This is a genomic window from Kitasatospora sp. NPDC028961 (assembly GCF_055564815.1).
The window spans coordinates 76,496-88,944 of record NZ_JBVHVO010000031.1 but is presented as its reverse complement, the minus strand read 5'-3'; the positions used below and the strand labels follow the sequence as shown (position 1 = coordinate 88,944).

Here is a 12,449-nt window from a genome sequence, read left to right as displayed (position 1 = left end):
CCCCCCCCCCCCCCCCCCCCCCCCCCCCCCCCCCCCCCCCCCCCCCCCCCCCCCCCCCCCCCCCCCCCCCCCCCCCCCCCCCCCCCCCCCGCCCCCGCTACCGCTTGGTGCCGTCGACGATCACGGGGGTACCGGCGGAGCCGCAGGGGCTGCTGTACACGGGGTTCTTCTCGGCGGCCGCCTTGAAGGCCTCGATGCACTGGCTGAGCAGGATCTTGTCGGTCAGCGAGCCGGCGATCGCGGCGTTGGCGGCCGCGGTGCTGTCGGCGTCGATCTTGCGCTTCTCGGCCTCGGCCTTGGCGGTCCGGACGGCTGCCTCGGCCTGGGCGGTGGCCTGGTCCTGCTGGATCTTCTGGTCGATGGCCTTCTGGAGGCCCTCGCTGGGGCGGACGTTGCGCAGGTTGACGCCGTTGACCAGGACGCCGCGCGGGGCGAGCCGGTCGGTGACCAGCTTCGTTATCTCGGCGCCGATCGCTTCGCGCTGTGCGGAGTACCCCTCGACGCTGGTGTGCCGGGCGAAGACGTTGCGGACGATCTCCCGGCTGTCCGCGTACACCAGCCGCCGCTGGATGGCGTCCCCGCTGCCGGCGAGCTTGTAGAGCGGCACGGCGTGCGCCGGGTCGACGGACCACTTGACCGTCAGGTCGGCGTAGAGCACGCCGCCCTCGGAGGAGCGGACCTCGACGGTGTCGCCGTCGGTGAGGTCGAGGTCGGTCGGCCGGGTGGAGAAGGTGGTGACGTCGGTCAGCGGCGACTTGAGGTGCAGGCCGGGCTGCCAGGTGCCACCGACCGTGCCGAGCGTGCTCGGCACGCCCACCTCGTACGGCTGGACGACGTAGGTGAAGGTCGTGAGCCCGAGCAGCAGGCCGAGCAGGGCCGTGCCCGCGCCGGTGAGGGTCGCGAGGCGGAACGTGACAACCCGCCGCCGGCGCAGGATCAGCAGGGTGGTGCCGAGGACGAGCAGGAGCAGCGAGATGAAGATCATGGCCGGCAGCCTAGGGAGCGGCCGGCGGGGCGCGGGTGACGCGGGGACGGTGCTCCGGTGAACGCGGGCCGTCCGTCCGGCCCCGGCCCGACGGTCCGTCAGGGTATGGGGCCATTCGCGGTGGTGGCCGGCCCGGTCCGACGGCCCGCGGGGGTCACCGGGCGGGCCGGAAGCGGGTGGCCTTGTCGATGCAGCCCACCGACACCTCCTCGTCGGGCAGCTCGGCCATGGTGGCGGCGGTGGCGATCGGCAGCCCGCCGTCTCGGTCTGCCGGGGCACGGCCATCCACCGGGTCAGGCCGCCCTGCCGCGCGCGCCCCGGGGTGCGGCGTGGTGGGGTGCGCCGGACGGGCCCGGTGGCTCCTGCCCCCGCCCGCCCCGGCGACTGGCAGGATGGTCCCGTGGCCGCTCCGCTCCCCCCGCGAGTCCGGGTCGGCCGCCGGAGCGGCGGGAAAGCACGGGAGGGGAAGCTCGGTTGACGACCATGCGGATCATCGGTGGCGGCATCGCCGGAACGGCCGCCGCGCTGGCGCTGCACAAGGCGGGGTTCCACGTCACCGTCCACGAGGCGCACCCCGACACGGGTGAGGACATCGGGGCCTTCCTGACCCTCGCCTCCAACGGGATGCGCGCCCTCGCCGAGATCGACGCGGCCGAGGCCGTCGCGGCCCTCGGCTTCCCGATCACCACCATGACCGTGCTCGACGCGAGCGGCGCCGAGCTGGCCGCCGTCCCGCTGGGCGAGCCCGGCCACCGGCTGACCCGCTACCGCTGCCTGCGCCGCGCCGAGCTGGCCGCGGCGCTGCGGGCCGAGGCGCGACGGCGCGGCATCGAGGTCCGGCACGGGGCCCGGCTCACCTCCGTCACCGAGACCGACGCCGACATCACCGCGCACTTCGCCGACGGCACCAGTGCCACCGGCGACCTCCTGGTGGGCGCGGACGGCACGCACTCCGCCGTCCGGGCCTGGCTGGACCCGGCCGCGCCCGCGGCCGAGTACGCGGGCCAGCGCGTCTTCTACGGGTACAGCACCTCCACCGCGCCGTCCTCCGGGCCGGAGCGGATCACCATGGTCCGGGGCAGCGGCGCCGCGTTCGGGTACCTGGTCTCACCCGGCGGCGAGACCTGCTGGTTCGCCCGGGTGCCCGGGCCCGCCGCGTCCCCGGTGGAGGTCGCCGGCACCACTCCCGCGCAGTGGCGGGAGTGGCTGGCGCCGCTGCTGGGCGCGGACCGGACCCCGGCCGCGGGGATCGTCGCCACGACGGGCGACCGGCTGATGGTCACCAACGCGCTCCACGTCGCGCCGGGGGCGCGCTGGCGGACCCGGCGCGCCGTCCTGATCGGGGACGCCGCGCACGCCGCCTCGCCGGCCACCGGCCAGGGCGCCTCGATGGCCCTGGAGGACGCCGTCGTCCTGGCCAAGGCGCTGCGCGACACCCCCGGAGCCGCGGCGGCCCTGGCCCGCTTCGAGCACCACCGCAGGCCCAGGACCGAGCAGAACACGGCCGCCAGCGCCCGCCTGACGGCCGGCCCGCCCTCGGCCGCCCCGCAGGCTCGTCCGGACGGCGCCCGGCCGCGGGTGGACGAGGACCTGCTGCGCCTGCTCGCCTGGGACGTCCCGCTGCCGGAGCCGTCCGGCACCGCCTGAGGGCCCGTCACCTCGGGCGGTCAGGGCCGTTCGGCGGGCGGGAGCAGCGTGGCGATACCGGCGCAGATCAGCTCCAGGCTGCGGGCGAACTGCCCGTCCTGGTCGTGGGCGGCCGCGGCGACGGTGCGGGGAAAGCGCCGGTGCAGGGCGGCGACGGCCTCCGGGGCGGGCGGTACGACCGGCGGTTCGCTCTGCTCCTGGAGGACGTAGCCGGTCACGTGGCTGAGCACGGTGTCGGCGGCGGTGCCGCACCGCTCCGCCGGGACGCCCGCCGCCGCGAGGGTGTCGAGCAGCCGTTCCATCACGGACAGCGCGCCGGGGCTGAGCGTCTTCGGGCTGTCGGCGAACATGATCGCCCCGCCGGGGTGCCGCCGGATGCTCCGGCGCAGGGCGACGGTCTGCGCCGTCAGCCGGGCCTGCCAGCCGCTGGAGGCGTCCAGTGCGGCGAGTGCCTCGGTGCCCGCGTCGTACGCCTGGCGGGCCACCCGGTCGGCCATCAGCTGCAGTAACGCGGCCTTGTTGGGCACGTGGTAGTAGAGGCTTCCGGCGTGCGCGTCGAGCCGCTCCGCCACCCGCCGCATGGAGAGGCCGTGGTAGCCGGACTCGGCGAACACGGCCATTCCGGCGTCGATGATCCGGTCTGCGGTCAGCTTCACCCCGGCAGTCTAACGATCACCACGGGGGTTTCGAACGCCGTTTGAAACCGGCCCGGCGGCCTTTCGGCCACGAACGGCCCGGGGGGGCGAGGTCGGGAGCGGGCCGGGGGCGGGCTGATGCCGGCATCCCTGGGCGGGGTGCCGGCACGGTGGTTCAGCTCCGGTCAGACCTTGACGACGTTCTCCGCCTGGGGGCCCTTGGGTCCCTGGGTGACGTCGTACTCGACGACGTCGTTCTCGTAGAGCTCCTTGAAGCCGGTGGTCTGGATGGCGGAGAAGTGCACGAAGACGTCCGGGCCGCCGTCGTCCTGGGCGATGAAGCCGAAGCCCTTCTCCGCGTTGAACCATGTGACCTTGCCAGTTGCCATGCCGATCTCCTTCACACGTGCTGGGCGCGGCCACGATACCGCCACTGAGCAGTGCCGATGGCGGAAGGTGTCCGGTCCGTCACCCCGAGTGGTGCGAGCGGGTGATCCGGCGGCGGGGTCAGGTCCGGTCGCGCTCGTCCCGCCGGCGGATCAGCTCCTCCACCGCGCTCGGCAGGGTCGTCTCGAAGTCGATCAGCTTCGCCCAGGTCGGGGTGACGACGATCCGCACCATGCCGTCGTAGAGCGAGCGGACCTCGGCCTCCCATGCGGCCCGCTGCTCGGGCGTCATCTCGTAGGCGCCGTTCCCGCGCAGGTACTCGTCCGGGATGCCCTCGACGACGTCGAGCTCGGCCCGGCCGCGGACGAGCAGGATCTTCGGCGGGTGCGCCTCGGTGTCCATGGTCAGCGCGACCGCCGGGTTCCGGCGCAGGGACGCCAGCTTCGGGGCGTTCTTGACCGTGCACATCACGATCTCCGAGCCGTTCCAGACGAACCCGATCGGTACCACCCGGGGCGTGCCGTCCTTGGCTACATAGGCCAGCCGGGTCAGCGCGCGGGCCAGGAGCTCCTGGCTGAGCGGCCGGTTCAGGACCTCGTTGATCTCGGTCGGCTGCACGGTCGATCCCACCTTCCAGCGGTAGTCCAGCAGAGCCGTTCCAGCTTAGGAACGTTCCGGGGCCGGGGTCTCGTCGGGCGGGGATGGGGCCGAGCGGGCGGGGGAGGGGATTGACAGGGCCCAGGAGAGGAATGAATATTCATTCCGTGGCACCCAGGAAGCCCGACCTCGACCGCCTGCTGATCGACACCGCCCTCGCGCTCTTCGCCGAACGCACCTACGAGGGCACCCAGATGCCCGCCGTCGCCCAGCGCGCCGGCGTCGGCGTGGGCAGCATCTACCGCTACTTCCCCAGCAAGGAGGCGCTCGGCAACGCGGCCTTCCAGCACGCCAAGCGCGCCCTGCTCGACCACCTCGCCGGCGCGCTCGCCGAAGGGGGGCCGGCCGGTGACATCCGGGCGGAGTTCGGCCGCTTCTGGCGCGGCTTCACCCGCTACGCCGTCGCGTACCCGGACGCCTTCGTCTTCCTCGAACACCAGCAGCACGACACCTTCCTCGCCCCCGAGAGCCGCGCCCTCGCCGAGGAGATCGACCGCGTCGCCGCCGACTTCATCGAACGCGGCCAGCGGGCCGGCGAGATCCGCGAAGGCGACGCCGCCCAACTCGTCGCCCTCGCGCTCGGGGCCTTCACCGGCCTCGTCAAGCTCCGCCGCCCGGGCGGCCTGCACACCCTCCCCGCCGAGGACCTCGACCGCGCCGAAGCCGCCGTCTGGGACCTCCTGCACCGAAAGGTCTCGCCATGACCGACGCCGCACGGACCGTGCTGATCACCGGCTGCTCCTCCGGCCTCGGCCGGGAGACCGCGCTCGCCCTCCACCGGCTCGGCCACCGGGTCCACGCCACCGCCCGGCGCCCCGAGACCCTCGCCGACCTCGCCGGCCTCGGCATCACCACGTTGGCGCTCGACGTCACCGACGAGGCCTCGATGGCCGCCGCGGTCGCCGTCGTCGAGGCCGCGCACGGCCAGGTCGACCTGCTGGTCAACAACGCCGCGTACGGCCTCCACCTGCCGGTCGAGACCGCCGGCCGGGAGGAGATCCGCGCCCAGTTCGACACCAACGTCTTCGGGCTGGTGCGGATGGCCCAGCTGGTCCTGCCCGGCATGCGCCGCGCCGGGCGCGGACGCATCGTCAACATCTCCTCCATGGCCGGCCGCTTCTCCCCGCCCGGTGGCGCCTTCTACCACGCCAGCAAGCACGCGGTGGAGGCGATCAGCGACTCGCTGCGTCTGGAGGTCGCCCCCTTCGGCGTCGAGGTGGTGGTCGTCCAGCCCGGCCCGACCATCACCGGGTTCGCCGCGACGGCGGTGGCCACCATGCACGGCGAGGCCGACCCGGCCGACCCGTACGCGGGGTTCCGCAGCCGCCTCGCGGAGATGTACGGCGGCCGCACCTTCACCCGCCGCAACGGCGCCGTGCCCGCCGAGGCCGCCACCCGGGTCGTGGTCCGGGCCGCCACCGCCGCGCGCCCCCGCGCCCGCTACGCCGTCGGCGCCCTGGCCCGCTCCACCATGCTCGCCAAGCGGCTGCTCCCCGACGCGGCCTTCGACGCCCTGATGCGCCGGAGCTTCCCGCTGCCCGAGCCGGTCCGAGCGGCCTGACCCGTCCGAGGGGGCCGGGCGGCGGGCCGGCCCGCCGCCCCGCCGGGGCAGAATCTCCCCGTGCTCGAAGAACACTTCACTCCCGTGGACGAACCGCTCGCCGGCCTGGCCCGCCGGCTCCTCGCGGCGCGGACCGGCGGCTGGACCGAGGACGGCGCCCGGGCCCTCGTCGACGGCCTCGGCCTGCGCCGGGCCGGCCCCGCCGACGGGGCGTCACCCGACGGACCGCGGCTGCGCCCGGTCGGGCCGTCCGAGCGCCGCTACGCCGAGGGGCGGGCCCATCTCGAACTGGCCGTGCCGGCCGGGCGGGGCGGCCCCGACGCCGCCGGCCACGTGCTGGCCTTCGGCCGGGCGCGGACCGAACTGACCGACGAACTCGGCGAGGCGTCGGTGATCGGCTCGTACGGCTCGCTGGGGCCCTACTACGGCCCGACCCCGGCCTGGGGCGCGCCGTTCCTGTGGTGGCGCGGTCCGCACGACACGCTCGAACTGCGGGCGGGCCGCCGGGGGCCGGAGCTCGTCCTGCGGCCCACCGCCCCGCTGGAGGACTGGTACCTCGGCCTCGGCCACGGTGAGGAGAACGCCATCGGCGGCTTCCTCGGCACCCGCCGGGCCCCGTCCACCGCCGGAATGAGCCTGCCCGGCCGCTGGTCGGCGCGGAGTTGGGAGACGGTGACCGGAGCGCTCGCCGCGTTCCTCACCACGCTGCCGGCCGAGTTCGCCGCGCTCGGCATCGCCAAGGTCATGCGGCTCTACGGCCGGACGGGCGGCGGGGCGCCGCGCCTGTTCGACATCGACGCGGACAGCCGGCTGATGCTGGCGTCCTTCGCCGACCACGACGCCGACCCGGCCGCGGCGGGCTGGGGCACCGTCGCCGAGCACCCCGGCACACGGGAGACCTGGGCGGACGACCACGAACCCAGGTGGCGCCTCGACGCGGGAGGCCCGGGCGAGCCGGACGGCCGGGCCCTGGCCGGGACCCTCGTGGCGACCGCGCGCGCGGCGGGCGTCGCCACCCCCGGTGACCTGCTGCTGGGCAGTGAGGCGGAGGACATCGGCCCCTACCGGGTGACCTTCCACGGCCTCGGCCTGGCAACCGTCTGACCGGCCGACCGGGGGCTCTCGGCGGCGACCCCGAAAGCCCCCGGCCGGCCCGCCGTCAGCGGACGACGGTGACGGTCACGGTGGTGAAGCCGAGCGAGGTCAGCAGGTTCTGCAGCATCGCCCGGGTGTTCTTCTCCGCCGTCGCGGTGAGCGCGGTCTGCTCGGCGGCCGCCTTGATCTTGTCGGTGGCCAGGATCTCCAGCTTCTGCTGGTCGCCGGGGTTGCCGGAGAAGAAGTCCCCGAGCCGGTCGAAGAGCCCGCGCTGCTGGGAGAACACGTAGGAGCGCTTCACGTCCAGCGCCGGGTCGGCGAGGCGGGCGTGCGGCAGCGTGACGGTGGCCGAGCGCCGGTCGTCGGAGACCGTCACCGCGCCGTTCGCCAGCTCGCCCAGGTCCACGTACGCGTCGACGGTGCCCGCGGCCACGTACAGGGTGCGTTTGCCGAGGATCTGGGACGGGAGGAACTTCGCGTCCTCGTCCAGGTCGACGATGACCTGGAAGTTGCCGCCGGCCGCGGTGTAACGGCTCATGTCCTGGATGGACTTGAGGACGGCGGGCTGGCTCCGGTCGATCTGGCGCTCGGCGAAGGGATTGGGCAGTCCGGGCAGCAGGTCCAGCTTGGCGGCGGCCAGGAAGACCGCGAGGATCGCCGCCAGGGTGACCGGCAGACCGACGTACCAGGGGACCCTGCGGGGCCGCGACCGGGCGTCCGGCGTGCGGCGGGGCGCCGCCGCCTTCCGCTCGGTCCCTTCCGTCCCTTCCGTGCGCTGCTCGTCGGATTCCTCGCTCCGTTCCGTGCGCGGTCTCTCGGGTTCGTGCCGTCGACCGTTCGTCGGCCACCGCATCGCTGGACCTCCTCGACGGGCCCGCGCCGGGTCGGCCCGGGCATCGAGGCCCTTCTGCCCGCTCGGGCGCGGGGCAACGGTTCCGTCGTGTGCGGATCTGTTCCCGGGCACTCCGGCGGCCGCGCCGGGGGCGGGACCGCTCGGCGGCCTGCGGACGGCGGCCCTGCCGACCCGACCCCGCGCCCGGCATGCCGAACTCCGGCGCCTGCGGGAGGTTTTGGCCCGGGACGCGGCCGGGCAGGCGCCGGCGGACCGGTCAGGTCCGCAGGTGGGAGGCCCCGTTGAGGTCGAGGATGGTGCCGGAGGACCACTCGGCGGCGGGGGAGGCGAGCCAGAGCACCGCGGCCGCGACCTCGGCGGCGGTGGCGACCCGGCCGAACGGGCTCTGCGCGCGGATCGCCTCCCCCTCCGGGCCGTTCAGCCGCTGGGCCACCCGCTCCGTCTCGAAGAAGCCCGGGGCGACGGAGGCGACGGCGATGCCGTGCGGGGCGAGGGAGACGGCGAGCGACTGCCCCAGGGCGTGCACGGCGGCCTTCGTCGCGCCGTACGCCGGGTGGTCCGGCTCGCCCCGGAAGGCGCCCCGGGAGCCGATGTTGACGATGCGTCCGCCGCCGCCCCGCTCGATCATCGCGTGGGCGGCCCGGTGGCTCAGGTAGGCCGTGCCGAGCAGGTTGACCGAGACGTGCCGCTGCCAGCTGTCGACCCACTCGTCGTACGGCGTCCCGGGCAGCGGGTGGCGCAGATTGACGGCCGCGTTATTCACCAGCACGTCGATGCCGCCCAGCGCCCGCACCGCCGCGTCGGCGACCCGGGCGGCCTCCGCAGGGTCGGTGAGGTCACCGTGGACGAGCGCGTGGCCCGAGCCGGCGAGCGAGGCGAGCGTCTCGGCGGCGTCGTCCGCGCGGGTGCCGTAGTGCACGGCCACCCGGTCGCCGTTGGCGGCGAAGGCCTGGGCCACCGCGCGGCCCAGGCCCCGGGAGGCCCCGCTGACCAGCACGCGACGGCCGGTGGAGGGCAGGTTCATGGCGGGATGCTCCCGGGGTCGGGCCGTCGGGCACGGCCGGCTGTCCAGCACCCTACGGCGGGCCCCACCGGAGCGGCCGACCGGGCCGCCGACACGGTCGCGGGCCTACTGGCCTACTGGCCTGCGGGGGTCGGGGTGAACATTTCACTGCGGGAAATATTTACCTCATCACGCATGTTGGAGGTCGGGCGGTGCGGGAAGGACCCGCCCGGCTGAGGACAGGAGCAGCGCCGTGCGCGTCGAGATCTGGAGCGACATCAACTGCCCGTGGTGCTACATCGGCAAGGCACGGTTCGAGAAGGCCCTCGAACGGTTCCCCCACCGGCAGGACGTGGAGATCGTCCACCGCTCCTTCGAACTCGACTCCCGGTCGCCCGCCGAGGCGCGCCCGGTGGTCCCGCTGATCGCCGCCAAGTACGGCCTCGGGCTGGACCAGGCGGAGGCGGCCGAGCAGCGCATCGCCGCCAGTGCCCGCGAGGAGGGGCTGGACTACCGCACCGAGGGGCGCGACGCGGCGAACTCCTTCGACATGCACCGCATGCTGCACTTCGCCGAGGAGCACGGTCGCCAGGCCCGACTGCTGGACCTGCTGTACCGGGCCAACTTCGCCGACGAGCGCTCGGCGTTCGCCCCGGGCCGCCTGGTGGAGCTGGCCGCCGAGGCCGGGCTGGACGCCGGGGAGGCGGCCCGCGTGCTGGCCGACCCCGCCGCGTACGCGGAGGCCGTGCGCGAGGACGAGGCCACGGCGACGGCGATGGGCGCCACCGGAGTGCCGTTCTTCGTCTTCGACCGCCGGCTGGGCGTGTCCGGCGCCCAGCCGCCGGCGACCTTCACCGCCGCGCTGGAGCAGGCCTGGGAGAGCCGGGTCGTCCTCCTGCCGGCGGCCGGCGCCGAGGCCGGAGAGGTGTGCGGACCGGACGGCTGCGCGGTCCCGCAGGGCTGAGCTGCGCGGAGTGGGACGTCGGCCGGTCCGACGTCCTGCTCCGCACCCCCGGCCTCCGAAGGCCGGCGCCCCCGGTCAGAGCCGCTGGGCCGACCAGGACGGGTCCCGCCCGGTGAGGGCGATCAGCTGGTCCTGGGCGTCGGCGCCCGGGGCCGGGCTGCGGGCGGGGGCGAACTGGCCGGTGCCGGCGAGATCGTGGCAGCTCCGGAACTCGCCGAGTGCGTACCGGGCCGCAGTCTCGGGCATCCGGCCGTCCCGGCCCAGCGCCCGGGCGAGGTCCCAGCCGTGCACGACGGTCTCGGCGGTCAGCTCGCGGGCGTAGCCGCCGACATCGCGCAGCCCGTACGGTACGTGCGCCAACTGGTCCGGCGCGCCCGGTCGGTCGAGGGCGCGGACGGCGCTGCCGAGGGCCATCGTCCAGACCCCGACCGGGTTGCGGCCCAGGACGTCGCCCTCGAACCGGTGGCCGATCTGCGCCGGGGTGTAGCCGGCGACCGCCTGGCAGACCCACAGGTGCTGGGCCGTGAGGTGGTTCAGCAGGGTGCGCACGTCCCAGTCGTGGCAAGGAGTGGGCGCCGTCCACCGGTCCTCGGGTACCGCCCGGACCAGCCGGGTGACTTCCGCCCCGGCGGCGGCGTAGCGCTCGCGGACCTCGGTGTGGAACCCGAGTGTGTGGGGACATCCCATGGCCGGGCCTCCGTTCCTGCCCTGGTGACTCCCAGTGAACCGCTACCGGGCGTGAGAAGCCAGATCTACGCGGGCTGATTCCGGCGACGGTGCCGGACGGTGACCGCGGGGTCGCCGAGCGGACCCGGGGGTGCGGTCCGCCGGGCGGGTCGGCGGCTGTGCCGCCGGGCGCTCGGGGCCGGCCGTCCCGGGAGGGCCACCGGCTGCCCGAAACGGCCCGTACCCGGTACGGGCCTTACCGCGACTGACTGGTTCGTCCACGTGCTGGCGTGTCGGCGGCCGGCCGGTGGCCTCCCCCCGCCATGATGACTCCGCGGGCACCCGAACTCCCCTGCTCGGGCGGTCCCGTGGCCGGTCTCCCCAGCCGGCCGGGTGGTGAAGTCCCCGCACACCGCACCGGGAGCACGTGTGACGAACCTTCGGCCGTGGCACCGGCCCGCACCGAAGGCTCCTTCGTGGCACCCGGCCTGAGCGCCCGTCGGCGGTCGCCGGGCCGGTGTGCGGTGTGATCTTCGAACCCGTCTCCGCGTTCGCGTGTCCGCGCCGGAGAGCCCGCCTTCCCCGCGTCGACCTTCGTCCAGCCGGGGAGGCCCACGGGCCGGGCGACCTCCTCGCCGTGGGGCCGTCACCGACCAAGGAGACCTCGTGACCGACCTCGAAGACCACCTCGACGCCCAGTACGAGAGCAGTTTCCCGCGCCTCGCGGGCTACCTCCCGGAGAGCCGGGAGGCCGTCGACAGGTGGCAGTCGGAGTTCGTCGCCCGGCTCGCCGACGGCCCGACCGAGCCGGCCGGCGCGGTGCTGGACCTCCGGACGCTGCTCAGGAACGACGCGATCGTCCGGATGTACGTGATCCAGATGATGGAGCAGGTGCAGCCGCCGCACAACCGCGTCCGCACCGTCGACCAGTTGCTCCGGGCCCTGACCCGGATCATCCACGACGTGCCCAGGTACGACCCGGATCCCAGGCAGCGGATCGCCTTCCCGATGTCGGCGCTCTTCGTCTACATGATGATGACGCCGGCCGGCCAGGCGGTGTTCCGCAACGAGAAGTTCAACAGCGCGCTCCAGAAGGTCCTGAAGGACTGGTGCGGCTACCTGGACTCCGCCGACAGCTGCCGCGTGCTGAACGAGGGGCCGGAGGGCTGGCTGTCCCCGGAGGCCGTCAAGGAGTTCGACCTCGACGACTTCGAGATCGACCGCACCGAGCCGCACTGGGGCTTCACCTCCTACAACGACTACTTCCACCGCAGGATCCGGCCGGACCTGCGCCCGGTCGACCCGGACCCCAAGGCGATCGTCTCGGCCAACGACGGCACCGTCTGGAAGATCGCCCACCTCGTCCGGGAGTACGACCGGTTCTGGCTCAAGGGGCAGCCGTACTCGCTGGCCGACATGATGGCCGGCAGCCCGTACGCCGAGCGGTTCGTCAACGGCCACGTGCTGCAGTCCTTCCTCTCCGGCGCCGACTACCACCGCTGGCACGCGCCGGTCTCCGGCACCGTCCGCAGTGCCGAGGTCGTCTCCGCCCTGATGTTCAGCAACGCCGAGAGCGCGGGCCAGGACAAGACCGCCGGGACGCACTCGCAGGGCTACCAGTCCTCGGTGAACACCCGCGGCCTGGTGTTCATCGAGGCCGACGATCCGAAGATCGGCATGGTCTGCGTGGTGCCCATCGGGATCACCGAGATCTCCTCCGTCACCCTCTCCGTGACGCAGGGGGACACCGTGCGCAAGGGCCAGGAGCTCGGCTACTTCAGCTATGGGGGATCCAGCATGTGCGTGGTCCTCCAGCAGGGCGCCGTCGGGGGCTTCGGCACGCTGAGGGAGAAGGACGTCATCAAGGTCAACGCGAAGATCGCCCGGGCGGGCTGACCTCCGCCGCCCGCGGGGGGGGGGGGGGGGGGGGGGGGGGGGGGGGGGGGGGGGGGGGGGGGGGGGGGGGGGGGGGGGGGGGGGGGGGGGGGGGAGGGTA

The 12,449-nt window shown here is 74.7% G+C and carries 14 protein-coding genes; 6 read left to right on the top strand and 8 right to left on the bottom strand.

The features are described 5' to 3' along the window. Positions 1-97: 97 nt before the first annotated feature. Both ACZ4UX_RS32610 and ACZ4UX_RS32605 read right to left on the bottom strand, forming a co-directional pair. A complete protein-coding gene (locus ACZ4UX_RS32610) occupies positions 98-985 on the bottom strand; it encodes a prohibitin family protein (protein ID WP_465709277.1) in 888 nt (295 codons plus the stop codon). Between the two features lie 154 nt (positions 986-1,139). After that, positions 1,140-1,274, bottom strand: a complete 135-nt coding sequence (locus ACZ4UX_RS32605; RefSeq protein ID WP_465709276.1) for a hypothetical protein — start codon at positions 1,272-1,274, stop codon at positions 1,140-1,142. Positions 1,275-1,468: 194 nt separating this feature from the next. On the opposite strand from ACZ4UX_RS32605, the gene ACZ4UX_RS32600 reads away from it, so the two are divergent. After that, a complete protein-coding gene (locus tag ACZ4UX_RS32600; RefSeq protein WP_465709279.1) occupies positions 1,469-2,632 on the top strand; it encodes an FAD-dependent oxidoreductase in 1,164 nt (387 codons plus the stop codon). Between the two features lie 20 nt (positions 2,633-2,652). On the opposite strand, the gene ACZ4UX_RS32595 is transcribed toward ACZ4UX_RS32600, so the two are convergent. The 3 genes from ACZ4UX_RS32595 to ACZ4UX_RS32585 all read right to left on the bottom strand — a co-directional run bounded on the left by ACZ4UX_RS32595 (position 2,653) and on the right by ACZ4UX_RS32585 (position 4,272). Further along, positions 2,653-3,288 carry a TetR/AcrR family transcriptional regulator gene (locus tag ACZ4UX_RS32595; protein ID WP_465709275.1) on the bottom strand — a complete coding sequence of 212 codons (636 nt, stop codon included), beginning with the start codon at positions 3,286-3,288 and terminating at the stop codon, positions 2,653-2,655. A 164-nt stretch (positions 3,289-3,452) separates the two neighbouring features. Beyond that, the gene (locus tag ACZ4UX_RS32590; RefSeq protein WP_465709274.1) at positions 3,453-3,656 is read right to left on the bottom strand and encodes a cold-shock protein; all 204 of its coding nucleotides are present in this window, start codon (positions 3,654-3,656) and stop codon (positions 3,453-3,455) included. Positions 3,657-3,774: 118 nt separating this feature from the next. Continuing rightward, positions 3,775-4,272, bottom strand: coding sequence for a pyridoxamine 5'-phosphate oxidase family protein (locus tag ACZ4UX_RS32585; RefSeq protein ID WP_329485671.1), 498 nt, complete (start codon positions 4,270-4,272; stop codon positions 3,775-3,777). Positions 4,273-4,418: 146 nt separating this feature from the next. On the opposite strand from ACZ4UX_RS32585, the gene ACZ4UX_RS32580 reads away from it, so the two are divergent. The 3 genes from ACZ4UX_RS32580 to ACZ4UX_RS32570 are packed head-to-tail and all read left to right on the top strand — an operon-like array spanning position 4,419 to position 6,976. Further along, positions 4,419-5,015, top strand: a complete 597-nt coding sequence (locus ACZ4UX_RS32580) for a TetR/AcrR family transcriptional regulator (RefSeq protein WP_465709273.1) — start codon at positions 4,419-4,421, stop codon at positions 5,013-5,015. Next, a complete protein-coding gene (locus ACZ4UX_RS32575; protein WP_465709272.1) occupies positions 5,012-5,872 on the top strand; it encodes an SDR family NAD(P)-dependent oxidoreductase in 861 nt (286 codons plus the stop codon). Before ACZ4UX_RS32580 ends, ACZ4UX_RS32575 begins: the two co-directional genes overlap by 4 nt. Positions 5,873-5,932: 60 nt before the next feature. Then, on the top strand, positions 5,933-6,976 hold the full coding sequence (locus tag ACZ4UX_RS32570; protein WP_465709271.1) for a hypothetical protein: 1,044 nt from the start codon (positions 5,933-5,935) through the stop codon (positions 6,974-6,976). 55 nt (positions 6,977-7,031) lie between these two features. Here the strand turns inward: ACZ4UX_RS32570 and ACZ4UX_RS32565 are convergent, their stop codons facing one another. Beyond that, a complete protein-coding gene (locus ACZ4UX_RS32565) occupies positions 7,032-7,820 on the bottom strand; it encodes a DUF4230 domain-containing protein (protein WP_465709270.1) in 789 nt (262 codons plus the stop codon). Positions 7,821-8,076: 256 nt separating this feature from the next. Continuing rightward, positions 8,077-8,844 carry an SDR family NAD(P)-dependent oxidoreductase gene (locus ACZ4UX_RS32560; protein WP_465709269.1) on the bottom strand — a complete coding sequence of 256 codons (768 nt, stop codon included), beginning with the start codon at positions 8,842-8,844 and terminating at the stop codon, positions 8,077-8,079. A gap of 232 nt (positions 8,845-9,076) precedes the next feature. Here ACZ4UX_RS32560 and ACZ4UX_RS32555 point away from each other — a divergent pair, with 232 nt between their 5' ends. Continuing rightward, positions 9,077-9,787: a DsbA family oxidoreductase gene (locus ACZ4UX_RS32555; protein WP_465709268.1), complete on the top strand. Its 711-nt coding sequence runs from the start codon at positions 9,077-9,079 to the stop codon at positions 9,785-9,787. A 75-nt stretch (positions 9,788-9,862) separates the two neighbouring features. Here ACZ4UX_RS32555 and ACZ4UX_RS32550 read toward each other — a convergent pair whose 3' ends face one another. Beyond that, a complete protein-coding gene (locus ACZ4UX_RS32550) occupies positions 9,863-10,474 on the bottom strand; it encodes a TIGR03086 family metal-binding protein (protein WP_465709267.1) in 612 nt (203 codons plus the stop codon). 645 nt (positions 10,475-11,119) lie between these two features. Here ACZ4UX_RS32550 and ACZ4UX_RS32545 point away from each other — a divergent pair. Next, a complete protein-coding gene (locus ACZ4UX_RS32545; protein ID WP_465709266.1) occupies positions 11,120-12,349 on the top strand; it encodes a phophatidylserine decarboxylase associated domain-containing protein in 1,230 nt (409 codons plus the stop codon). Positions 12,350-12,449 lie beyond the last annotated feature (100 nt).

What these genes read in the sequence shown, in the direction of transcription:
- ACZ4UX_RS32590 (WP_465709274.1), bottom strand. Translation starts at nt 3,656, where the DNA reads ATGGCAACTGGCAAGGTCACATGGTTCAACGCGGAGAAGGGCTTCGGC.
- ACZ4UX_RS32610 (WP_465709277.1), bottom strand. Translation starts at nt 985, where the DNA reads ATGATCTTCATCTCGCTGCTCCTGCTCGTCCTCGGCACCACCCTGCTG.
- ACZ4UX_RS32560 (WP_465709269.1), bottom strand. Translation starts at nt 8,844, where the DNA reads ATGAACCTGCCCTCCACCGGCCGTCGCGTGCTGGTCAGCGGGGCCTCC.
- ACZ4UX_RS32600 (WP_465709279.1), top strand. Translation starts at nt 1,469, where the DNA reads ATGCGGATCATCGGTGGCGGCATCGCCGGAACGGCCGCCGCGCTGGCG.
- ACZ4UX_RS32550 (WP_465709267.1), bottom strand. Translation starts at nt 10,474, where the DNA reads ATGGGATGTCCCCACACACTCGGGTTCCACACCGAGGTCCGCGAGCGC.
- ACZ4UX_RS32565 (WP_465709270.1), bottom strand. Translation starts at nt 7,820, where the DNA reads ATGCGGTGGCCGACGAACGGTCGACGGCACGAACCCGAGAGACCGCGC.
- ACZ4UX_RS32575 (WP_465709272.1), top strand. Translation starts at nt 5,012, where the DNA reads ATGACCGACGCCGCACGGACCGTGCTGATCACCGGCTGCTCCTCCGGC.